The organism is Streptomyces sp. KPB2 (genome assembly GCF_003950055.1).
Classification (GTDB): Bacteria; Actinomycetota; Actinomycetes; order Streptomycetales; family Streptomycetaceae; genus Streptomyces; species Streptomyces salinarius.
Genome location: NZ_CP034353.1, coordinates 4,940,493 through 4,961,945, shown reverse-complemented (window position 1 = coordinate 4,961,945; position 21,453 = coordinate 4,940,493). Strand labels below are relative to the sequence as shown.

Sequence of the window (21,453 nt, the reverse complement as noted above, 5' to 3'; positions counted from 1 at the left end):
ACCCTCGCCTTCCCTCACTCGTGTTCCACGCCGAAGCAGTACTAACGAGAAGATCAGGATCGAGTGTGCCGAGTAGTCAACGTTCCACCCATGAGCAACCGTGCAAGACATTTGCTTGCAGTCGGCCATGTGCTCCTTAGAAAGGAGGTGATCCAGCCGCACCTTCCGGTACGGCTACCTTGTTACGACTTCGTCCCAATCGCCAGTCCCACCTTCGACAGCTCCCTCCCACAAGGGGTTGGGCCACCGGCTTCGGGTGTTACCGACTTTCGTGACGTGACGGGCGGTGTGTACAAGGCCCGGGAACGTATTCACCGCAGCAATGCTGATCTGCGATTACTAGCGACTCCGACTTCATGGGGTCGAGTTGCAGACCCCAATCCGAACTGAGACCGGCTTTTTGAGATTCGCTCCACCTTGCGGTATCGCAGCTCATTGTACCGGCCATTGTAGCACGTGTGCAGCCCAAGACATAAGGGGCATGATGACTTGACGTCGTCCCCACCTTCCTCCGAGTTGACCCCGGCGGTCTCCCGTGAGTCCCCAACCTCCGAAGAGTTGCTGGCAACACGGGACAAGGGTTGCGCTCGTTGCGGGACTTAACCCAACATCTCACGACACGAGCTGACGACAGCCATGCACCACCTGTACACCGACCACAAGGGGGGCACCATCTCTGATGCTTTCCGGTGTATGTCAAGCCTTGGTAAGGTTCTTCGCGTTGCGTCGAATTAAGCCACATGCTCCGCCGCTTGTGCGGGCCCCCGTCAATTCCTTTGAGTTTTAGCCTTGCGGCCGTACTCCCCAGGCGGGGCACTTAATGCGTTAGCTGCGGCACGGACAACGTGGAATGTTGCCCACACCTAGTGCCCACCGTTTACGGCGTGGACTACCAGGGTATCTAATCCTGTTCGCTCCCCACGCTTTCGCTCCTCAGCGTCAGTATCGGCCCAGAGATCCGCCTTCGCCACCGGTGTTCCTCCTGATATCTGCGCATTTCACCGCTACACCAGGAATTCCGATCTCCCCTACCGAACTCTAGCCTGCCCGTATCGACTGCAGACCCGGGGTTAAGCCCCGGGCTTTCACAACCGACGCGACAAGCCGCCTACGAGCTCTTTACGCCCAATAATTCCGGACAACGCTTGCGCCCTACGTATTACCGCGGCTGCTGGCACGTAGTTAGCCGGCGCTTCTTCTGCAGGTACCGTCACTTTCGCTTCTTCCCTGCTGAAAGAGGTTTACAACCCGAAGGCCGTCATCCCTCACGCGGCGTCGCTGCATCAGGCTTTCGCCCATTGTGCAATATTCCCCACTGCTGCCTCCCGTAGGAGTCTGGGCCGTGTCTCAGTCCCAGTGTGGCCGGTCGCCCTCTCAGGCCGGCTACCCGTCGTCGCCTTGGTGAGCCATTACCTCACCAACAAGCTGATAGGCCGCGGGCTCATCCTGCACCGCCGGAGCTTTCGACCCGCCAAGATGCCTTGGCAGGTCAGTATCCGGTATTAGACCCCGTTTCCAGGGCTTGTCCCAGAGTGCAGGGCAGATTGCCCACGTGTTACTCACCCGTTCGCCACTAATCCCCACCCGAAGGTGGTTCATCGTTCGACTTGCATGTGTTAAGCACGCCGCCAGCGTTCGTCCTGAGCCAGGATCAAACTCTCCGTGAATGTTTGCCGGTTATCCGGCGTACACCACGAGAGCGGAACATCGGGAGGAATAGTCCCGACGTTCACAGCGTCCTCGCTGTGTGTTTCAAAGGAACCTCGTCCCAGCCGAATGACTGGAGACGGGGTATCAACATATCTGGCGTTGACTTTTGGCACGCTGTTGAGTTCTCAAGGAACGGACGCTTCCTTTGTACTCACCCTCTCGGGCTTTCCTCCGGGCGCTTCCCTTCGGTCTTGCGTTTCCGACTCTATCAGATCTTTCCGATCCGATTTCCTCGGTGCTTTCCAGGTTCCCGCTTTCGCGTTTCCCTTTCCGGCGGTTCCGACTTTATCAGAAGTTTCGGGGCGGTCTGACCGGCCGTTCGTTTCCGATTCATCGGGAGGTTGCTTCGTCGAATTCTTCGATTCGGAGAAGCTGGTAGATGTTCACTGTTGCCCTCTGGGGTGAACCCGTCTCCAGGCAACTGTTCTAATCTACCTCCCCGCTCGCTCCGTGTCAACGGCTCTTGCGGGAACGAAGAGGACAGTAGCAGCTCGCCGGGGTGGGATGCACATCAGGCGGCCGTCGGCACGGTGGCGCTGCGTTCGGCCGCCTCGACATCGCCCGTGTCGCCGGCGCGCACGGCGCGGCCGCCGAGGACGTAGACGTAGACGAGGAAGGCCAGCTCGGCCGCGACTCCGATGGTGATGCGGGCCCAGGTGGGCAGGCCTGACGGGGTGACGAAGCCTTCGATGGCGCCGGAGACGAAGAGGACGAGGGCCAGCCCGACCGCCATGCCGATGGCCGCCCGGCCCTCTTCGGCGAGGGCGACGCGTCGGGTACGGGGGCCCGGGTCGATGAGGGTCCAGCCCAGCCGCAGGCCGGTGCCCGCGGCGACGAACACCGCTGTCAGTTCGAGTAGGCCGTGGGGCAGGACCAGGCCGAGGAAGGTGTCGAGGCGGCCGGCCGACGACATCAGGCCGAAGCCGACGCCGAGGTTGAGCATGTTCTGGAAGAGGATCCAGATGACCGGTAGCCCCAGGAAGACACCCAGGATGAGACAGAGCGCGGCGGCCCAGGCGTTGTTCGTCCACACCTGGGCCGCGAACGAGGCCGCCGGGTTGCTCGAGTAGTACGTCTCGTACTGGCCGCCCGGACGGGTGAGCTCGCGCAGTTCACTCGGTGCCGCGATGGTGGACTGCACCTCCGGGTGGGTGCCGATCCACCAGCCCAGGAGCGCGGCGACCGCGGTCGACAGGAGTGCCGTGGGGACCCACCAGTGGCGGGCCCGGTAGACGGCCGCCGGGAACTGCCGGGTCAGGAATCGCGTGACGTCGCGCCAGGAGGCGCGTCGGGTGCCTGTCACGACACTGCGCGCGCGTGCCACCAGTTGACTGAGCCGTCCGGTCAGCTGGGGGTCGGGTGCGCTGGACTGGATCAGGGAGAGGTGGGTCGCCGTGCGCTGGTAGAGGGCGACGAGTTCGTCGGTCTCGGCGCCGGTCAGTCGGCGCCGGCGCCGGAGGAGGGCGTCGAGGCGGTCCCACTCCGCGCGGTGGGCGGAGACGAAGACGTCGAGGTCCATCGGTGTGCCTGCTCCTCGGCTATCGTCGGCGGCTCGTCGTGGATCAGCTTGTCGTACTGCGGCGCGGTGCGTCCTCAGCTTGGCAGACTGGCGGGGACGGGGGCATTCAGGGGAAGGGCGGCGGGCGTGAGTGAGCTGGTGACGGGCGAGGCGGTGGCGCTGGAGCTGCGTCCCGCGCGGCTGCCCAGCAGGGCGCTGGCCGTTCTGCTCGACCTGGTGGTGACGGTGGCCGTCTACGTCGCGGTGACCATCGCGCTGGTGGCCTCCACCTCGTCCCTGGACGGGGCGGCGCAGACCGCCCTGACGATCGCGACCTTCGTCCTCGTCCTGGTGGGCGGGCCGATCGCCGTGGAGACGCTCAGTCATGGGCGGTCGCTCGGGAAGATGGCGTGCGGGCTGCGGGTGGTGCGGGACGACGGCGGACCCATCCGTTTCCGTCATGCGCTGGTGCGGGGCTTGATCGGGGTGATCGAGATCCTCATGACGTTCGGGGTGATCGCCTGTATCGCCTCGCTGGTGTCGGCGCGGGGGCGGCGGCTCGGTGACGTGTTCGCGGGCACGCTGGTCGTGCGGGAGAGGGTGCCGTTCTCGTCGCCGGGCTTCATGCCGCCGCCTCCGCCGTGGCTGGCGGGGCGGTTCTCGGGGCTCGACCTTTCCGCGGTGCCCGACGATCTGTGGCTCGCCGTCCGTCAGTACCTGACGCGGGCGGGTCAGCTGGATCCACGCGTCGGCTGGGCCATGGCCGAGCGGCTCGCCGCCGATGTGGCGGCCCATACGGGTGCTCCGGTGCCGCGGGAGGTGCCGCCGCCCGCGTATCTGGCGGCGGTGCTGCAGGAACGGCAGGCACGGGAGGCCCGGCGGGCGTTCGGCGAGGCCTCGGCGGGCGGGCCTGCCGCCCCGGCGGCACCGAGGGTGCCGGTGTCTCCTGCGCCGACTCCCCCGTCGGCGCCCGCGCCGATCACCCCGCCGTCTGTACCGCCGTCCGGCGACCTGCCCGAGGTGTCGCGGGACGTGCCGTCGGACGGCCGCCGCGGGACCGGGTTCGTGCCGCCCGCGTAGGCACCGTCAATCGTCCGGCGCCCCTCACGGGAACACGGACGGTGGTGTCTCCAGGTCCTCCAGCTCGACACCGGGGGCCGCGAGTACGACGTCGCCGGCGATGTGCACGGAGTGCTGCTCGCCCGTGTCCAGGGCTGTGACCTGGTATTCGTCGACGACGAGCGGGCCGTTGTCAGTGGCGTGTGCTTCTCTGTTCAGCAAGGCCCAGGACTGGTCCACGGTGCGGGGGGCGAGGACCGGATCGGTGAGGGCGACGAGGCGTACGCGGGTGGCTGATGCGGAGGGGGTGAGGCGCAGGAGACGGGTGACGGCGACGAGGAAGGCCGGGGAGGTGCCGGTGAAGGCGTGGGCGCGCGCATTGCCTTCGGTGGCGTGGACTCCGGTGGGGTCGGTGCGGACCCAGGTGACGCCGTCGAGGGCGGCGCCGCGCACCTGCCAGTCGGCGGCGTGGAGTTCGAGGCGGAGGGGGCGGCCGAGTTCGTCGAGGGTGAGGTCGACGGAGCCGTGGTGGTCCCCGGTGGGGGTGGTCAGCTGTGAGACGTAGCGCCAGCCGGAGGGGCCGGGGGCGCATTGGAAGTGTTCTTCTGCGAGGGGGGTGTGGTCGTGCGGATCGTGGAGCGAATAACGGCCGCGGGGCATGGGTGTCCTGGGTGGTGACGGGCTGCTGGTCCGACCGCTGAGGCGGCAACGGGACAGGCCCCCGGCACGGGGGTGCGGGGGCCTGTCTCGTGGGCGAGGAGCCGTGGGAACCGGCTGGCTCAGTAGCGGTAGTGGTCCGCCTTGTACGGGCCCTCGACCTTGACGCCGATGTACTCGGCCTGCTCCGGGCGGAGCGTGGTCAGCTTGACGCCGAGGGAGTCGAGGTGGAGCCGGGCGACCTTCTCGTCGAGGTGCTTGGGAAGCACGTAGACGTCGGTCGGGTACGCGTCGGGCTTGGTGAACAGCTCGATCTGGGCCAGGGTCTGGTCCGCGAACGAGTTGGACATCACGAACGACGGGTGACCGGTGGCGTTGCCCAGGTTCAGCAGGCGGCCCTCGGAGAGGACGATGAGGACCTTGCCGTCGGGGTAGGTCCAGGTGTGGACCTGCGGCTTGACCTCGTCCTTGACGATGCCCGGGGTCTTGGCGAGGCCGGCCATGTCGATCTCGTTGTCGAAGTGGCCGATGTTGCCGACGATGGCCTGGTGCTTCATCTTGGCCATGTCCGAGGCCATGATGATGTCCTTGTTGCCGGTCGTGGTGACGAAGATGTCGGCCTTGTCGACGACCTCGTCCAGCGTGGTGACCTGGTAGCCGTCCATCGCCGCCTGCAGGGCGCAGATCGGGTCGATCTCGGTGATGATCACCCGGGCGCCCTGGCCACGCAGGGACTCCGCGCAGCCCTTGCCCACGTCGCCGTAGCCGCAGACGACGGCGGTCTTGCCGCCGATGAGGACGTCGGTGGCGCGGTTGATGCCGTCGATCAGGGAGTGGCGGCAGCCGTACTTGTTGTCGAACTTCGACTTGGTGACCGCGTCGTTGACGTTGATCGCCGGGAACAGCAGGGTGCCGTCGCGGTGCATCTCGTACAGGCGGTGGACTCCGGTCGTGGTCTCCTCGGTCACGCCGCGGATCTCGGACGCCAGCTGGGTCCACTTCTGCGGGCTCTCGCTGACCGTGCGGGTGAGGAGTTCGAGGATGACGCGGTGCTCGTCGGACTCGGCGGTGTCGACCGAGGGGACCTTGCCGTCCTTCTCGTACTCGACGCCCTTGTGGACGAGGAGGGTGGCGTCACCGCCGTCGTCCAGGATCATGTTCGGGCCGCCGGTGGGGGTGTTCGGCCAGGTCAGCGCCTGCTCCGTGCACCACCAGTACTCCTCCAGGGTCTCGCCCTTCCAGGCGAAGACCGGGACGCCCTGCGGGTTGTCGGGCGTGCCGTTCGGGCCGACGGCGATGGCGGCGGCCGCGTGGTCCTGGGTGGAGAAGATGTTGCAGGAGGCCCAGCGGACCTCGGCGCCCAGGGCGACCAGGGTCTCGATGAGCACCGCGGTCTGCACGGTCATGTGCAGGGAGCCGGTGACGCGGGCGCCGGCGAGCGGCTGGGCCTCGGCGTACTCCTTGCGGATCGCCATCAGGCCCGGCATCTCGTGCTCGGCGAGGGTGATCTCCTTGCGGCCGAACGCGGCCAGGGAGAGGTCGGCGACCTTGAAGTCCTGTCGGTTGTCGACAGTCGTCATTACGGGCTGCTCCTCGGGTTGGGTCGAGGTGGGTACGGCTGACCTGCGCGGCGGCGGACACAGGGGTGCCCCGAAGAGGACACAGGCATGCCCGCGTGCGCGCAGCGCAGTCCGTCGGAGGCCCTCTCTCCCTCGGCCGGTCCGTCGTGGACCGCCCGACCGCCATCAGCAGCGACGTCTGGCTCCGTCCCAAGCTACACCGCGGGCGCCCGCCGTCCCCAGTCCGCCTCCGAACACTTCCGGACGTTCACGCAGGGTGATGACGGGCGCCGGGCGTGGTCAGTGGGCTGCGGGCGGGGCGGTCGGGCCGCCGGGGGTCGCCTCGGGATCGGGGCCCTTGGCGGCCTCGGACTCGCTGTAGATGTCCGGTTCCAGGTAGATGACGCGGGCGATCGGGACCGCCTCGCGGATCCGCGATTCGGCGGCGTCGATGGCGGAGGCGATCTCCGTGGCCGTGCCGTCGTGGCGGACGGCGATCTTGGCGGCGACGAGCAGTTCCTCGGGGCCGAGGTGGAGGGTGCGCATGTGGATGATGCCGGTGACGGTGTCGCCGGAGACGACCGCGGCCTCGATCTGCTGGACCACCTCGGTGCCGGCGGCCTCGCCGAGCAGCAGGGACTTGGTCTCGGCGGCGAGGACCAGCGCGATCAGGATGAGCAGGATGCCGATGCACAGGGTGCCGATGCCGTCCCAGACGCCGTTGCCGGTGAGCAGGGCGAGGCCGACGCCGCCGAGGGCGAGGATCAGGCCGACCAGGGCGCCGAGGTCCTCCAGGAGGACGACCGGCAGCTCCGGGGCCTTGGCGTGGCGGATGAACTCCTTCCAGGACTTCTTGCCGCGCAGCGGGTTGGACTCCTTGATGGCGGTCCGGAAGGAGAAGCCCTCGGCGATGATCGCGAAGACCAGGACGCCCACCGGCCAGTACCAGTGCTCCAGTTCGTGCGGGTGCTTGATCTTCTCGTAGCCCTCATAGAGGGCGAACATGCCGCCGACGGAGAAGAGCACGATGGAGACGAGGAAGGCGTAGATGTAGCGCTCGCGGCCGAAGCCGAAGGGGTGTTGCGGGGTGGCCTCGCGCTGGGCCCGCTTGCCGCCCAGCAGCAGCAGGCCCTGGTTGCCCGAGTCGGCGACGGAGTGCACGGACTCGGCGAGCATCGACGACGATCCGCTGAAGAGGAACGCCACGAATTTCGCCACCGCGATCGAGAGGTTGGCGAGCAGTGCCGCCACGATCGCCCTGGTACCGCCTGACGCGCTCATGTGTCGCGTTGTCCCTTCGCCTACGTCCGTGGCCGGCTTTGCCCCGCCTTTGCGGTGCGCCATTCTTGCAGCCCGCGCGAACCCCGACGTGCCGGATGCCCCGTCGTACGCCTCTCAGACCCGGGTCAGACGCGCACGGTGGCCCGGAAGAGCGTGCCGGTTCCGGACACTTCGGCCTTTTCGTGCGCGGGGACGAAGACGGAGCGGCCGGGGGCCAGTTCGTGTTCGCCCGCCCGTACGGTGCCCGCCGTGCAGAGCAGGATCTGCGGGGTGGGCAGGGTGAGGTCGTGGGTGGCGGACCCCTCGGGCAGGACGTAGCGGGACAGGCGGAACTCGTCGGTCGGGGTGTCGTAGACCTCTTCGCCGTCGGGGGACGCCTCCGGGCGCAGCACGCCGGGGTCGCCCGCGTCGAAGCGGACGATGCGCAGAAGTTCGGGGACGTCGACGTGCTTGGGGGTGAGGCCGCAGCGCAGGACGTTGTCGGAGTTGGCCATGATCTCGACGCCGAGGCCGTTGAGGTAGGCGTGCGGGATGCCGGCGCCCAGGTACAGGGCCTCGCCGGGCTGGAGCCGGACGTGGTTGAGGAGCAGGGCGGCGAGGACGCCGGGGTCGCCCGGGTAGTGGTGGGCGACGTCGGCGTAGGGCCGGTAGGGGCCGCCGAGGCGGTCGCAGGCGGCCGCGGTCTCGGTGACCGTGCGGGACATCTCCTCGGGGTCGGCGGTGAGGATGGCGGTGAGGACCTCGCGCAGGGCGGCGTCCTCGGGGTGGGCGCGCAGCAGGTCGACGTACGGCTTGAGGGAGGCGACTCCGAGGCCGTCGAGCAGGTCGGCGGTCTCGGCCGGGGCGCGGAAGCCGCACAGGCCGTCGAAGTCGGTGAGGGCGCAGACCAGTTCGGGCTTGTGGTTGGCGTCCTTGTAATTGCGGTGCGGGGCGTCCAGGGGGACACCGCGGCGCTCTTCGTCCTCGTAGCCGGCCCTGGCCTGGGCGAGGTCGGGGTGGACCTGGAGGGAGAGCGGGGCACCTGCGGCGAGGAGCTTGAGGAGGAAGGGCAGCCGGGGACCGAACTTGGCGACGGACGCGGCGCCCAGTTCCTTCTCGGGGTCGGCGTCGACGACCTCGGCGAGGGTGCCCCGGCCCGTTCGGGAGGGGGCGCCCGGGTGGGCACCCATCCACATCTCCGCCTGCGGTTCGCCGGTCGGCTCGGTCCCGAGCAGGGTCGGGATCGCGGTGGTGGAACCCCAGGCGTAGGGGCGGACGGTGTTGTCGAGGCGGTCCATGGGCTCTCTCTGCCGGTGCGTGCGCGGTGGTACGTGGGAGTCGTACCAGGACGTCGTACGGGGAGGTCGTACGGGGGTGATGGTGCGTACGGATCAGGCGCCCGAGGCGAGTGCCAGGTAAACGGCGGCGAAATCCGTGATGGCGATCAGTTCGGCGAGGGTGTCGAGTTCGCCGCCCTCTTCCGGTTCCAGTTCGCTGATCGGCGTGTCGTGGCCGAGGGCGAGGTCACGGGCGTTGGGTGCGGCGGTGAGGCCGCCCGTGGGCCGGTCCCGCAGGAGCACCACGCGTGCGTGGAGGGCGGCCGGTTCCTCGACGCGGTCGCGGAAGAAGTCGTCGGGGTCGGCGCCGGCGGCGAGCCGGCCGGCGAGCAGGGCGCTGTGCGCGGCGAGCGCCTCGGGCAGGTCGGCGACGACGGCGGGGGTGCCGGACAGTTCGGCGAGCGCGGCGGCGAACCGGCGGCCCGCGGGCCCGGCGGAGGTGCCCTCGGTCCAGATGACGGGGAGGGATTCGGCCAGTTCGGCCGCGAGGGTCTTGGCGGGATTGCTGTAGGTGACGATCGCGGGTCCGCAGCGTTCGGCGACGCGGTCGAGGCGGTCGGCGACCTTGTCGATGGCCTCGGGGGGCGCCTCGAGCAGCCCGGTGCGGTCCAGCAGCGCGAGGAGCGGGGTGAGCAGCGCCCACAGGACACCGGGGGCGGCACCGGCGAGGGGCTCGTCGTGGTCGTAGGGAGCGGTCGCCATCGGGATGAACAGGCCGCGGGAGGCGCTCACCGCCTCGCTGAGCGGGGAGCGGGCGGGGGCGACGGCGACGACCGTGCAGCCGCGTCGGTAGGCCTGTTCGGCGAGCAGGGACAGGCCGGGCTCGGTGCCGTCGGGGGTGGCGATCAGCAGGAGGTCCACGGAGCCGGCCCAGCCGGGCAGTTCCCAGCGCAGGGCGCCCGCGGCGGGGGCGACGCCGGTGGGGGCGAGGCGGGTGACGGGGCTGCCGGCACCGGCGAGGGTGCCGAGGAGGTCGGCGGCGTGGGTGGCGGCGGCGCCGGGTCCTGCGATCAGTACGGCGCGGGGGCGGCCGTCCGGCTTGAGGTTGCCGACGCCGGCCTCGGCGGCGTGCCGGGCGGCGGTGCGGACGCGGGCACCGGCCTCGGCGGCGCCGCGGAGCAGGCCGCGGCGGTCGGCCTCGGTGAGGCGCTCCGGGGCGTCGAGGAGCGATTCGTCGAGCATGGCGGCAGGTCTCCGATCGCCGGGGCGTTCGTTCGGTTGCGCGGGGTCGTCGCCGGGTTGCCGGTCGCCGGGGCGGCGGTTACTCGGGGCGGCGGGCCTCGTCGACGAGGAGGACGGGGATGCCGTCGCGCACCGGGTACGCCAGGCCGCAGTCCTGGCCGGTGCAGATCAGCTCCGCTTCCTCCTCCTTGAGGGGGGCGTGGCAGGCGGGGCAGGCGAGGATCTCCAGGAGGCCGGCTTCGAGCGGCATGGGGGTTCCCTCCGGGGGTGGTGGGGCTTGTGTGGATGTGCTGGTCAGGGTACCGCCGGGGCGGGGCCCGTGCGGGTGGCCCACCTTGAACCCGGCGGTGGGGCTGGGGGCGGTCGCGCGCCGGGCGCTTGCCGGGTGCCGCTGCGCCCACCCTCCCCCACTCTCGGCTTCGCTCGAGCGGGGGGACCCCCGTCGCCCCAGCGGCACGACTGCCCGCAGCGGCGGCGGGGGGCGGGAGGGGGCGGCGCGGCTGCCCAACGTCGGCGGCTAAGCCCGGATGATCGCCAGGGCCTCGTCGCGGACCTTTGCCATCGTCGCCTCGTCGCGGGCCTCCGCGTTGAGGCGGAGCAGGGGCTCGGTGTTGGAGGGGCGGACGTTGAACCACCAGTCGGCCGTCGTGACCGTGAGGCCGTCCAGGTCGTCCACGGTGACGTCGTCGCGCTCCTCGTACGCGGCCCGGATCGCGGCGAGGCGGGCCTGCTGGTCGGCGACGGTGGAGTTGATCTCGCCGGAGCCGGCGTAGCGGTCGTACGCGGCGACGAGGGCGGACAGCGGGCCGTCCTGCTCACCGAGGGCGGCGAGGACGTGGAGGGCGGCCAGCATGCCGGTGTCGGCGTTCCAGAAGTCGCGGAAGTAGTAGTGGGCGGAGTGCTCGCCGCCGAAGATGGCGCCGGTCCTGGCCATCTCTGCCTTGATGAAGGAGTGGCCCACGCGCGTGCGTGCCGGTGTGCCGCCGTTCTCGCGCACGACCTCCGGGACGGACCAGGACGTGATCAGGTTGTGGATGACGGTGCCCCTGCCGCCGTTGCGGGCCAGTTCGCGGGCGGCCACGAGGGCGGTGACGGCGGACGGGGAGACCGGGTCGCCGTTCTGGTCGACGACGAAGCAGCGGTCGGCGTCGCCGTCGAAGGCGAGGCCGAGGTCGGCGCCCTCCTCGCGGACGCGCTGCTGGAGGTCGACGAGGTTGGCCGGGTCGAGGGGGTTGGCCTCGTGGTTGGGGAAGGTGCCGTCCAGTTCGAAGTACATCGGCACCAGGTCGAGGGGCAGGCCGGCGAAGACCGACGGGACCGTGTGGCCGCCCATGCCGTTGCCCGCGTCGACGACGACCTTGAGGGGGCGGATGGCGGTGAGGTCGACCAGGGAGCGCAGGTGGGCCGCGTAGTCGGCGAGGACGTCGCGCCGGGTGACGGTGCCGGGGCGGGCGGACGGTTCCGGGGCGCCCACCTCGCTCCAGCGCTCCACCAGGGCGCGGATGTCGGCGAGGCCGGTGTCCTGGCCGACCGGGGCGGCGCCCGCGCGGCACAGCTTGATGCCGTTGTACCGGGCGGGGTTGTGCGAGGCCGTGAACATGGCGCCCGGCAGGTCGAGTGCGCCGGAGGCGTAGTACAGCTGGTCGGTGGAGCACAGGCCGATCTCGGTCACGTCGGCGCCGCGGGCCGCCGCCCCGCGTGCGAAGGCGCCGGACAGGCCGGGGGACGAGGGCCGCATGTCGTGGCCGACCACGAGGGCGCCCGCGCCGGTCAGCTCGGCGAAGGCCGCGCCGAACAGCTCGGCCAGCGGCTCGTCCCACTGGTCCGGGACGACACCGCGCACGTCGTACGCCTTCACGATCTGCGACAGATCAGCAACCACGGCCAACCTTCCTGAAAGTCCTGTCGGAGCCCACAAACTACCCGTAGGGACCGGCGCACCGCCCGGAAGGTTCCCTCAGGTCAGGGCAGCATCCAGCCCAGGACGGCGGTGGACTGCCCGACCACGATCAGGCACATCACCAGCAGCAGGCCGAGGCTCCACGGCAGCACCTTGCGCAGGAGGTCGCCCTCGCGGCCCGCGAGTCCCACGGCGGCGCAGGCGATGGTGAGGTTCTGCGGGGAGATCATCTTGCCGAGGACGCCGCCGGAGCTGTTGGCGGCGGCGAGCAGTTCGGGCGAGAGTCCGGACTCCCGCGCGGCGGTCACCTGGAGGGCGCCGAAGAGCGCGTTGGCCGAGGTGTCGGAGCCGGAGACGGCGACGCCGAACCAGCCGAGCACCGGGGAGAGGAAGGCGAGTCCGGCCCCGGCCGCGGCGACGAAGTGGCCGATGGTGGCGGCCTGCCCGGACAGGTTCATGACGTAGGCGAGGGCGAGGACCGAGGTGACGGTGAGGATCGCGAAGCGCAGTTCGTGCACGGTCGCGAGCCACTCCTTGACCGCCACGCGCGCGTGCACGCCGAGGACGACGGCGGTGGCCACCCCTGCGAACAGCACGAGCGTGCCGCCGGTGGAGACGATCGGCCAGGAGAAGACGTTCCCGCCGACCGGCTTGCCCTCGGGGTCGAGCACGTCCAGGAACGGCCAGTCGTAGGACTGCGTGGCCTTGGCCAGCCAGTCCTTGACCGCCGGGATCTGCGCCACGGAGAAGACGGCGACGATCAGCGCGTACGGCGCGTAGGCCCGCACCACCTCCCGCGGCGTGTCCTCCTCGTCCAGTTCCTCGCTGCGTACGCCGGTCAGGACGGAGGCCCGTACGGGCTCGGCGGCGGGCCGGCGGGAGTGCGGTACGGCGACCAGGGCGCCGGCGCCGATGAGCGCGGCGGCGATGTCGGCGAGCTGGGCGGAGACGTAGTTGGAGGCGACGAACTGGGCGACGGCGAAGGCGACTCCGCAGGCCAGGGCGGGCACCCAGGTCTCGCGCAGGCCGCGCCGCCCGTCGACCAGGGCGACGAGGAGCAGCGGTACGACGAGGGCGAGCAGGGGCGTCTGGCGGCCGACCACGGAGGCGACGTCGTCCAGCGGCAGCCCGGTGACCTGGGCCAGCGTGACCACGGGGGTGCCCATCGCGCCGAAGGCGACCGGCGCGGTGTTGGCGACCAGGGAGACGACGGCGGCGCGCACGGGGTCGAAGCCCAGGGCGACGAGCATGACGGAGCAGATCGCGACGGGTGCCCCGAACCCGGCGAGGGCCTCCAGGAGGGCGCCGAAGCAGAAGGCGACGACGAGGGCCTGGATGCGGGGGTCGTCGGACAGGCGGCCGAAGGAGCGGCGCAGGATGTCGAAGTGCCGGGTGCGGACGGTCATCCGGTAGACCCACAGGGCGTTCACGACGATCCACAGGATGGGGAAGAGGCCGAAAACCGCCCCCTGGACGGCGCTGGAGGCCGTCTGGTCCAGCGGCATGCCGTAGGCGAGCCAGGCCACCAGCACGGCGGCCAGCAGGCCGATGAGGCCCGCCAGGTGCGCCTTCATGCGGACGCCGCCCAGCAGGACGAGGACGATCACCAGTGGCAGGGCCGCCACCAGGGCGGACAGGCCGAGCGAACCGGCGACGGGTTCCAGTTCCTGCACGTACACGGACGCCTCCCCGGATTCCGCCATGCGAAAGCGATTTCTCGTGACTTCCGGAATGGTCGTGTCCGCGACAACAGCGCGTCAATGGGTGTGCAGCAACGGATGTGATCGACGCCACGGGAAGTGGGACGGGGGAAGCAGGGGGCGAGCGGGACTCAGTTGTCCGGCGAGCGCAGCACGCGCAGGTGACCGCGGCGCGCGACCTCCATCGGGTCGGCCGTGCGTGCGCCGCCACCCGCCTCGGCCGCCCGCTCCTGGGGCCGGGCCGCCTCGCGCACCGCGTTGGCGAGCGCTTCCAGGTCGTCGCCGCTGGGGCGGGCCGGGGCCGATCCGTCGAGCAGGCGGACGACCTCCCAGCCGCGCGGGGCGGTGAGGCGCTCGGAGTGCTCGGCGCACAGGTCGTAGCAGTGGGGTTCGGCGTAGGTGGCGAGCGGGCCGAGGACCGCGGTCGAGTCGGCGTAGACGTACGTCAGCGTCGCGACGGCGGGACGGCCGCAGGCGGTGCGCGAACAGCGACGTACAGGGCTCACGATGTTGGACGGTACCGCACTCTTGAGCGGGCCGCGACGACTCTCCACCAGGTCACACCCCCGTGTCGTGGCGTGAAACGTCCTACGGCCGTCCCGCTCACCCCCGTTCGACCTGCGTGGACGCCGCTCCCGAGGAGCTCGCGCGGACCGGAAAGCGGTCACGACCCGATACAAACAACGACATTTGCCTTGAGTTCCGCGGTCACGGAGAGATACCGAATTGAGCCCAACCTTGGCTGGAATGGTCATCCGGCGACAGGCCGAGTGGACCGCCGTCACGTGGCCCGCCGAGCGCGTGCGGGCCGGGCGCGTCGCCTCGGCGGGGACTACCCTTCACCAGTGATGGACAACCCCGTGACGCCCCGTGATGCCGGCCGCCCGGGCCCCCGCCGTCGTGATCGCCACGGTCGGGGCATGCGCGGCCCGGTCGCTCCCCCGCAGGTGCCGCTCGCCGCGAGCCGTGGCGAGGTCTTCGCCGACCTGGTGCAGGACTCCGTGGAGCGGCTGGAGCGGCGGTGGCCGCAGCTCGCCGACATCGACTTCCTCGTCCTCGACGTGCCGCGGCCGGCCGCGGCCGGGGACGCGTGGAACGACGAGGCGGTTCCGCTCGGGGGCACGGTGCCCTCCCGGGACGGGCGGCGGGGGCGGGTGGTCGTCTACCGGCGGCCGGTGGAGATCCGGACCAAGGGGCGCGACGAGCGGGCGCTGCTGGTGCACGAGGTCGTCGTCGAGCAGGTCGCGGAGCTGCTGGGGCTCACCCCGGAGACGGTGGATCCCCGGTACGGGGAGGACTGAGCGGCGGGGGCCCGGTCGCCCCCGGCCACTACTTCTGCAGGACCGACAGGTCCTCGTCCGCGTTGGGCACCGAGACCATGCCCCGGTCGTCGGGGAGGGTCTGGACGGTGAAGGACGCGACGTCGTCGTCGGACCCCGTCAGAGTGCGCGAGGCGTGGACCGGGCCGCCCGAGACGGTCTCGACGGTCAGCGCATAGGAACCCTTGAGTCCCGCGGGCACCGGTGCGTCGACGTTCTGGGTCGTGCCGGCCTTCAGCGTGTACGTCTTGGTCGCCGTCGTGCCGCCCTCGGTGCCCGCCGAGGCCGTGACCCTGACCTTCGCCGCCGCGCCGGGCGCGGACAGGGCCAGGGTGGTGCTCTTGGCGCGGTTGTCCGCGGCCGTCGCGCGCGCACCGACCGGGTCGGAGGCCGGGATGAACGCGGACTCCTGCTCGTCGCCCTTGCCCCGCACGACCCGGACCGCGGCCACGACCGGAACGGACCGGTCCGTGGGCGTGAGCACCAGCGAGCCCGCCTCGCCGCGCGTGACCTCGCCGAGGTCGACGCCGGTCGTCATACCGGCCTTGACGTGCACGGTCTCGTGGCCGGCGGGCGTGATCAGCCCGGTCGGCGAGGCGAGTCGCACCTTCAGGTCGGCGTCGGTGCCGCCGGGCGTGAACAGCACCAGGCGTACGGCGGTGGCGTCCTTCGGGATGCCCGGCACGACCAGGTCGCTCGCCGGGTCCGCGGCCGCGGTCAGCCAGTCGCCGCCGGTCTTGTCGTCCAGGGCCTGCACCGCGGCGCCGAGCCGGCCGCTGCGCACGCCGACGTGCACGGTCAGGTCGGTCTGCCGCACGTCGCTGAGGGTCGACAGCAGCAGGGACTCCGTGGCGTGCGGCGGCACCGTGACGCCCTCGCCCACCGTGGACTTCAGGGCGCCGTCCTTGCCGTACAGCTCGATGTCGACGACGGCCGCCGAGTCGTCGGGGTTGGTCAGGTGCACGTAGTCGGTGCGGCCGGTCGCGGTGCTGGCGCCCGGGAACCAGAACTCCGTGTCCGGAGCGGTGCAGTTGACGCCCTGGAGTCCCCGGCCCGTCCCGGCGGCGACCTCCGTGGTCTGCTGGACCGTCCAGCCCGGCGCGCTGCCGCCCTCCGCGGTGCCGATCAGGGCGGGGGTGTCGGCGCCGGTGGTCTTCCCGGCGACGGGCGTGCCGGGCGCCTTGGGCTGGACGACCGGCTTCTCCGCCTTCTCGTCCTTGTCGCCCTTCTCGTCCTTGTCGTCGCCCTGGCCGCCGGCCCCGGTGGCGTCGTCCGACTCCGCCGCCACGAGCGCGGCGCTGCCCTTCTCGTCGGCGCCCTTCGTGACGGGCGTGAAGGACGTGTACGACGTCTCGGCGAGGTCGGAGGTGCTGGGCGCCGGGCACAGCAGGCTGGTGCGCTCCACGGGCAGCCGGGCGGCCGGCGCCCCGGTGTCCGGGCCGGAGTCGTCCGGGGCGGACACCGCGGCGAACCCGGTGACGGCGGCGAGCGCGGTCGCGCAGGCGATCAGGGACAGGGTCGTGCGCTTCACTGCTGGCTCCCGTCGGGGCGCTCACTGCCCGTGCCGTGCGGCTGCTGGGGCTGGGAAGGGTCGTACGGCGTGTCGTAGCCGCCCTGGCCGTACCCCTGGTCGAACGCGGGGTCGTACCCGGTCTCCTGACCCTGCGTCGGGTCGCCGTACGCGTACGGGTCGTACTGGCCGCCGCTCCCGTACTGCGCGCCCTGGCCGGCGGGGCCGCCCTGGTAGGCGTCCTGCTGGTACGGGTCCCCCTGGTAGGGCTGCTGCCCGTAGGCGGCGGGGTCGTACTGCTGGGCGCCCTGGTACTGCTCGCCGCCGTAGCCGCCGTCGTAGGAGCCGTAGTCGGTGCCGGTGTATCCCGTCGTGTCCCACGCGCCGTACGCCTGCTGCTGCGGGACCGGTGCGGGGGCCGCCGCGGGCGGCTCGGGGACCTCGGGTGCCTCGGGCGCCTCGGGCGCGTCGTCCGCTGTCCCGGGGCCCGGCTCCGGGCCTGCTCCGGCTCCGGCCTCGGCTTCCGCCGCCTCCGCCTCGGCCTGGGCGCGCAGGCGCCGTGCCCGGCGTCCCTCGCCCTCGGCCGCCTGGGCGGGGACGAGCTGCTCGTCGGGCAGGTCGTCGTCGACGTCGCGGCGCCTGCCGGGCAGGGCGAGCACGACGAGGACGACGCCGAGGAGTCCCTGGGCCCACATCCAGGCCGTGTGCGTGAACGGGGCGTCGTAGGTGACGTCCAGCCGGCCGCCGGAGGCGGGGAGTTCGAAGCCCTGGGCCCAGCCGTCGACCGTGGTGCGAGTGAGGGCCTTTCCGTCCAGGGTCGCCGTCCAGCCCTCGGCCGCGGTGTCGGCGAGGCGCAGCACCCGGCCGTCGGGGCCGGCCTTGACGTCGGTGTGGATCTCGACGGGCCCGGCCGCCACGGGCTCGGGCTCGCCGGCACCGGACTTCCCGGCACCCGACTTCTCGCCGGGCACGATGGTCGCGCGCGCGACCTCCTGGTTCACCCGCCACAGTCCGCTGCCGTCCTGCTGGCTGAGCCTGCTCAGTCCGGGCGTGGCGTCCAGGACGCGGGTGACCTCGCGCGGCGCTCCCTTGTGCACGAGCACGTAGCGCACGGCGAATCCGCCGAGCTGGTCGGCCTGGTCGGCGCCGGAGCCGGCCACGAGGTTGGCGACGACCTTGTCGAGGGTGGTGTTCCCGCCGTCGCCGGAGGCCAGTTCGCCGTCGCCGAGACGGGCGCCGGAGCCGCGGACCAGCATGTAGCTCACGTGGGCGGACGAGTCGCTGTCGAGGACGAGGGTGCGGGCCTGGTCGCGGGTGTGGCTCTCCTCGGCGACGAACGCGGGCACCTGCACGGGGTCGCGTCGCTCCACGGGCCCGTCGGCGCCGCCGATCATCCAGCCGGCGGCGGCGATCAGCGGGCCGAGGGCCGAGGCGAGGGCGATCAGGGCGGCGACGGGCTGGCGCCAGCCGAAGCTCTGCTCGGCCACGCGGAAGCGCGCGCCGTCGGCGCCGAGGGCCGCGGCGGACAGCAGGGCGATGCCGTAGACGAGGGTGGCGGGGCCGGCCCAGGCGGAGCGGTTGGACAGGACCGAGAAGACGAGGGCGACCAGGGCGACGGCCCAGGCCGTCCGGACGGCCAACTGCCGCTCGGAGCGCAGCAGTGCCGCCAGCGCGGCCAGCACGACGCCGATGAGGAACAGCCCGCCCACCGTGCCCGGACCGCCGGGGCTGGCGCCGAGCAGGTCGAGCGCGGAGGCGGCCGAGGAGCCGTACGCGAGCCCGGCCTCGTCGAAGAAGCCGAACGGCAGCAGCGACAGCGACCAGGGGGCGAGCAGCAGCAGCGGGGTGCCGAGCTGGGCGAGGAAGCGCGGTCCGTACGCCGTGATCTCGCCGCGGCGCAGGGCGAGCACTCCGAGGCCCAGGACCAGCGCGACCGGCCACACCACGGGCGTGAAGGCGGTCGTGACGGTCAGCAGCAGGGCGTACGCCCAGGTGGCGCGCCAGCTGCCGCGGGCGCCGGAGGAGCCCGTCAGACCGGCCGCCGCGACGCCCGCGCGCGCGATCAGCGGCAGCAGGACGGCGAGGACGGCGGTGCCGATGCGGCCGCCGGCGAGGGCGCCGGTCGCGGCGGGCAGGAAGGCGTAGGCGACGGCGGCCCAGGCGCGCAGCAGCCGGGACGGGACCAGCGGGCGGGAGGCGAAGTACGCCGTGGCGCCCGCCAGGGGCACCGAGCAGACCAGCAGCAGGGTGACGGCGAGTCCGGTGGAGCCGAGCAGGACGGAGGCGAGCGTGGCCAGGATGGCGAGGTAGGGCGGCGCGGAGGCGGTGCCGCCGGTGCCGACCGTGTGCCAGGCGTCCAGGTACCGCGACCACAACTCGCCGGCGCCGGCCGGGGCGGGCAGCAGCGCGCCGCCCGCCAGGGCGCCGCCGCCGAGGAGCGCGCGGCAGGCGACCAGGGAGACCAGCAGCAGCACCAGGAAGAGCACCGGGCCGGGTTTGCGGGCGATGCGCTTGAGGCGGGCGAACTGCTCGATCTCCAGGAAGTCGGCGTCGTCGCCGCCGGGTCCGGACTCGATGCCGCCGCCGTGCCGTCCGGCGCCCGTGGCGGCGTCGGCGTCGGAACCGCCGAAGAGGTCGCCCGCGACCTGCTCGACGGTGGCGCGGACGGTCGCGCCGGGCGGCGGGAACAGGGGCCGCAGTTCGTCCTTCTCGACCTGCGGGCGCCCGCGTTCGCGCCGGCCGGCGAGGATCCGCTCCGGTCGCAGCAGGACGCCCAGCAGGCCCCGGATCTCGTCCAGGGCCTGGCCGGGCACCTTGCCGACGAGGTAGGCGAGGGTCCGCAGCAGGGTGCCGAGGACGATGCGCAGCAGCACCCAGGGCAGCGCGGCGGTGCGGACGTTGACCAGGAGGGTGTGGACGGCGCCGGCCTTGTCCACCTTGTGCGGCGAGGCGGTGGTGCGGCCCGCGCAGTCGACGGCGCGGCGCTCGCGCGAGGCCGCCTCGGCGTGCCGGACGACCGCCTCGGGGGCGACGAGGACGCGCATTCCGGCCGCGTGCGCGCGCCAGCACAGGTCGACGTCGTCGCGCATCAGGGGCAGCCGGCGGTCGAATCCGCCGAGCCGCTCGAAGACGTCGCGCCGGATCAGCATGCCGGCGGTGGACACCGACAGCACGGTGCGGACGTGGTCGTGCTGGCCCTGGTCCTGCTCGCGGCGGTCCAGGCCGGTCCAGCGGCGGCCGGAGTTGGCGATGGAGACGCCGACCTCCAGCAACTGCCTGCGGTCGTACCAGCCGCGGAGCTTGGGTCCGACGACGGCGACGTCGTCGCGGCCGAGTTCGTACTCGGTGTCCACGACGCGCAGCAGCTGGGCGAGGGCGTCGGGTTCGGGGGCGCAGTCGTCGTGCAGCAGCCACAGCCACTGGACCGGCTCTCCGTGGGGCAGCTCCGGCAGGTCGTAGGCGTCGTCGCGCCAGCTGCGCGTGACGGGGTCCCAGCCGCTGGGCCGCTTCAGGTACGGCAGGTCCTCGGGGGTGAGGACGGGGGCGGTGCGGGCGGCCTCCTCGACGGCCTGGCCGAAGCCGGTGCGCCGGGCGAGGTGGAGCACGCGGTCGTCGCCGAGGGCGTCGGCGACCAGCCGGGAGGAGTCGTCGGCGCTGCCGGTGTCGGCGGCCACGGCGTACTGGACGGGGCGCTCCTGGCCGAGCAGCCCGGCGAGCGCGTCGGGCAGCCAGCGGCCTCCGTCGTGGGCGACGAGGACCGCGGTCACCACGTGACGCGGGAACTCAGGTGTGGCAGCGAGGTCTTGCTGGGCTGCCGTGTGACTCTGCACGGACATCGAGGTACGGGCCCCGGTTCGGTGGACTGCGGTGGACGCCCGTGCCTGTTGGGAACGGCGGGGCGTCTCGGACGAGCGCCCACACTATCGGCTGGACACAGGGGCGGCCCGCCGCCTGTGGACAACCCACCGGCGACGGGCCGTTACCGCTGCTCGGGCCGTCTGCGCGGACCGTCCGCGCGGGCCCTTCCGCCGCCGCGTCGGACGTTCGTGCTCAGACCGCGGCCTTCTTCAGGCGGCGGCGTTCTCTCTCGGACAAGCCGCCCCAGATGCCGAAACGCTCGTCGTTGGCAAGGGCGTACTCGAGGCATTCGGAGCGGACCTCGCAGGCGAGGCAGACCTTCTTGGCCTCGCGGGTCGAGCCGCCCTTCTCGGGGAAGAAGGACTCGGGGTCGGTCTGGGCGCACAGTGCGCGCTCCTGCCAGCCGAGCTCCTCGTCCGCGTCGTCGACCAGCAGTTGCTGCACCAGCTCGGTCATGTGCGCCCCTCGTCTGTCTTTCGCGTCCCCGTGATCCAGCCGTTACCGATTCCGGCTGAACGACACGAGTGAAATTACAAGTGTGCTGCTCCGGGCGAGTCAAGCCGAGATCTGCTATTGGGCCCCTTATTCACTCTGCGGAACCAAGGCCATGCAGTAAGTGTTCAAATCGCCATAAACCTTGACATACCAATCAGCCCGCCGGGGAGCCCGTCCCGTTCAACATCTGCACCAGGAAGGACGCCCCGGCGATCGATCCCGTTCCGATACACGCGCCGAAGCGAACCTGATCACATTCGGATCACGGGATCGCAACGGGGGTTGTGCGCCCGGCTTGTGCGCCATGTGTCCCGGAAGCCGTATGAGCAAACCTTTCGGCAGCGCGATCAACCGGATGAGGTGAAACATGTCCCACATAACGGGCATCGAGTTGACAGTGCTGGTGTGA

At 71.5% G+C, this 21,453-nt stretch carries 15 protein-coding genes and 1 rRNA gene; 2 read left to right on the top strand and 14 right to left on the bottom strand.

Annotated features, from left to right (window positions below):
* Positions 1–140: 140 nt before the first annotated feature.
* Both D1J63_RS22345 and D1J63_RS22335 read right to left on the bottom strand, forming a co-directional pair.
* Positions 141–1,667 (bottom strand): 16S ribosomal RNA (locus tag D1J63_RS22345).
* Positions 1,668–2,221: 554 nt separating this feature from the next.
* Positions 2,222–3,229, bottom strand: coding sequence for a stage II sporulation protein M (locus D1J63_RS22335; protein WP_125631119.1), 1,008 nt, complete (start codon positions 3,227–3,229; stop codon positions 2,222–2,224).
* 126 nt (positions 3,230–3,355) lie between these two features.
* On the opposite strand from D1J63_RS22335, the gene D1J63_RS22330 reads away from it, so the two are divergent.
* The gene (locus D1J63_RS22330) at positions 3,356–4,288 is read left to right on the top strand and encodes an RDD family protein (RefSeq protein WP_125631117.1); all 933 of its coding nucleotides are present in this window, start codon (positions 3,356–3,358) and stop codon (positions 4,286–4,288) included.
* Positions 4,289–4,312: 24 nt separating this feature from the next.
* Here the strand turns inward: D1J63_RS22330 and D1J63_RS22325 are convergent, their stop codons facing one another.
* The 9 genes from D1J63_RS22325 to D1J63_RS22280 form a co-directional block, all read right to left on the bottom strand.
* A complete protein-coding gene (locus tag D1J63_RS22325) occupies positions 4,313–4,927 on the bottom strand; it encodes a hypothetical protein (RefSeq protein ID WP_125631115.1) in 615 nt (204 codons plus the stop codon).
* A 119-nt stretch (positions 4,928–5,046) separates the two neighbouring features.
* Complete coding sequence (gene ahcY, locus D1J63_RS22320; protein ID WP_102932743.1) at positions 5,047–6,504, bottom strand: adenosylhomocysteinase; 1,458 nt, start codon at positions 6,502–6,504, stop codon at positions 5,047–5,049.
* Between the two features lie 279 nt (positions 6,505–6,783).
* Positions 6,784–7,764, bottom strand: coding sequence for a cation diffusion facilitator family transporter (locus D1J63_RS22310; RefSeq protein ID WP_125631111.1), 981 nt, complete (start codon positions 7,762–7,764; stop codon positions 6,784–6,786).
* 125 nt (positions 7,765–7,889) lie between these two features.
* Positions 7,890–9,041 (bottom strand): mannose-6-phosphate isomerase, class I, encoded by a 1,152-nt coding sequence (gene manA / locus D1J63_RS22305; RefSeq protein WP_125631108.1) that lies wholly within the window; start codon positions 9,039–9,041, stop codon positions 7,890–7,892.
* A 93-nt stretch (positions 9,042–9,134) separates the two neighbouring features.
* Positions 9,135–10,262 (bottom strand): SIS domain-containing protein, encoded by a 1,128-nt coding sequence (locus D1J63_RS22300; RefSeq protein WP_125631106.1) that lies wholly within the window; start codon positions 10,260–10,262, stop codon positions 9,135–9,137.
* Positions 10,263–10,341: 79 nt separating this feature from the next.
* On the bottom strand, positions 10,342–10,512 hold the full coding sequence (locus D1J63_RS22295) for a Trm112 family protein (RefSeq protein ID WP_102928738.1): 171 nt from the start codon (positions 10,510–10,512) through the stop codon (positions 10,342–10,344).
* A gap of 267 nt (positions 10,513–10,779) precedes the next feature.
* Complete coding sequence (locus D1J63_RS22290) at positions 10,780–12,144, bottom strand: phosphomannomutase/phosphoglucomutase (RefSeq protein WP_125631104.1); 1,365 nt, start codon at positions 12,142–12,144, stop codon at positions 10,780–10,782.
* An 80-nt stretch (positions 12,145–12,224) separates the two neighbouring features.
* Positions 12,225–13,841 (bottom strand): L-lactate permease, encoded by a 1,617-nt coding sequence (locus D1J63_RS22285; protein ID WP_125635696.1) that lies wholly within the window; start codon positions 13,839–13,841, stop codon positions 12,225–12,227.
* A gap of 152 nt (positions 13,842–13,993) precedes the next feature.
* The gene (locus D1J63_RS22280; protein WP_102928736.1) at positions 13,994–14,416 is read right to left on the bottom strand and encodes a DUF3499 domain-containing protein; all 423 of its coding nucleotides are present in this window, start codon (positions 14,414–14,416) and stop codon (positions 13,994–13,996) included.
* Positions 14,417–14,710: 294 nt separating this feature from the next.
* On the opposite strand from D1J63_RS22280, the gene D1J63_RS22275 reads away from it, so the two are divergent.
* Positions 14,711–15,163, top strand: coding sequence for a metallopeptidase family protein (locus tag D1J63_RS22275; RefSeq protein ID WP_164713211.1), 453 nt, complete (start codon positions 14,711–14,713; stop codon positions 15,161–15,163).
* 28 nt (positions 15,164–15,191) lie between these two features.
* Here D1J63_RS22275 and D1J63_RS22270 read toward each other — a convergent pair whose 3' ends face one another.
* The 3 genes from D1J63_RS22270 to D1J63_RS22260 all read right to left on the bottom strand — a co-directional run bounded on the left by D1J63_RS22270 (position 15,192) and on the right by D1J63_RS22260 (position 21,005).
* Positions 15,192–16,712, bottom strand: a complete 1,521-nt coding sequence (locus tag D1J63_RS22270) for a DUF5719 family protein (protein WP_125631102.1) — start codon at positions 16,710–16,712, stop codon at positions 15,192–15,194.
* Entirely contained in the window at positions 16,709–20,527 is a 3,819-nt protein-coding gene (locus tag D1J63_RS22265; RefSeq protein WP_125631100.1) for a glycosyltransferase family 2 protein, read from the bottom strand. The genes D1J63_RS22270 and D1J63_RS22265 overlap by 4 nt, the downstream gene beginning before the upstream one ends.
* A gap of 214 nt (positions 20,528–20,741) precedes the next feature.
* Entirely contained in the window at positions 20,742–21,005 is a 264-nt protein-coding gene (locus tag D1J63_RS22260; RefSeq protein WP_003975777.1) for a WhiB family transcriptional regulator, read from the bottom strand.
* Positions 21,006–21,453 lie beyond the last annotated feature (448 nt).

Excerpts from the sequence above, each read along its gene's own strand:
- D1J63_RS22335 (WP_125631119.1), bottom strand. The coding sequence starts at position 3,229 with ATGGACCTCGACGTCTTCGTCTCCGCCCACCGCGCGGAGTGGGACCGC.
- D1J63_RS22325 (WP_125631115.1), bottom strand. The coding sequence starts at position 4,927 with ATGCCCCGCGGCCGTTATTCGCTCCACGATCCGCACGACCACACCCCC.
- ahcY (WP_102932743.1), bottom strand. The coding sequence starts at position 6,504 with ATGACGACTGTCGACAACCGACAGGACTTCAAGGTCGCCGACCTCTCC.
- D1J63_RS22310 (WP_125631111.1), bottom strand. The coding sequence starts at position 7,764 with ATGAGCGCGTCAGGCGGTACCAGGGCGATCGTGGCGGCACTGCTCGCC.
- manA (WP_125631108.1), bottom strand. The coding sequence starts at position 9,041 with ATGGACCGCCTCGACAACACCGTCCGCCCCTACGCCTGGGGTTCCACC.
- D1J63_RS22300 (WP_125631106.1), bottom strand. The coding sequence starts at position 10,262 with ATGCTCGACGAATCGCTCCTCGACGCCCCGGAGCGCCTCACCGAGGCC.
- D1J63_RS22295 (WP_102928738.1), bottom strand. The coding sequence starts at position 10,512 with ATGCCGCTCGAAGCCGGCCTCCTGGAGATCCTCGCCTGCCCCGCCTGC.
- D1J63_RS22275 (WP_164713211.1), top strand. The coding sequence starts at position 14,711 with ATGGACAACCCCGTGACGCCCCGTGATGCCGGCCGCCCGGGCCCCCGC.
- D1J63_RS22265 (WP_125631100.1), bottom strand. The coding sequence starts at position 20,527 with ATGTCCGTGCAGAGTCACACGGCAGCCCAGCAAGACCTCGCTGCCACA.
- D1J63_RS22260 (WP_003975777.1), bottom strand. The coding sequence starts at position 21,005 with ATGACCGAGCTGGTGCAGCAACTGCTGGTCGACGACGCGGACGAGGAG.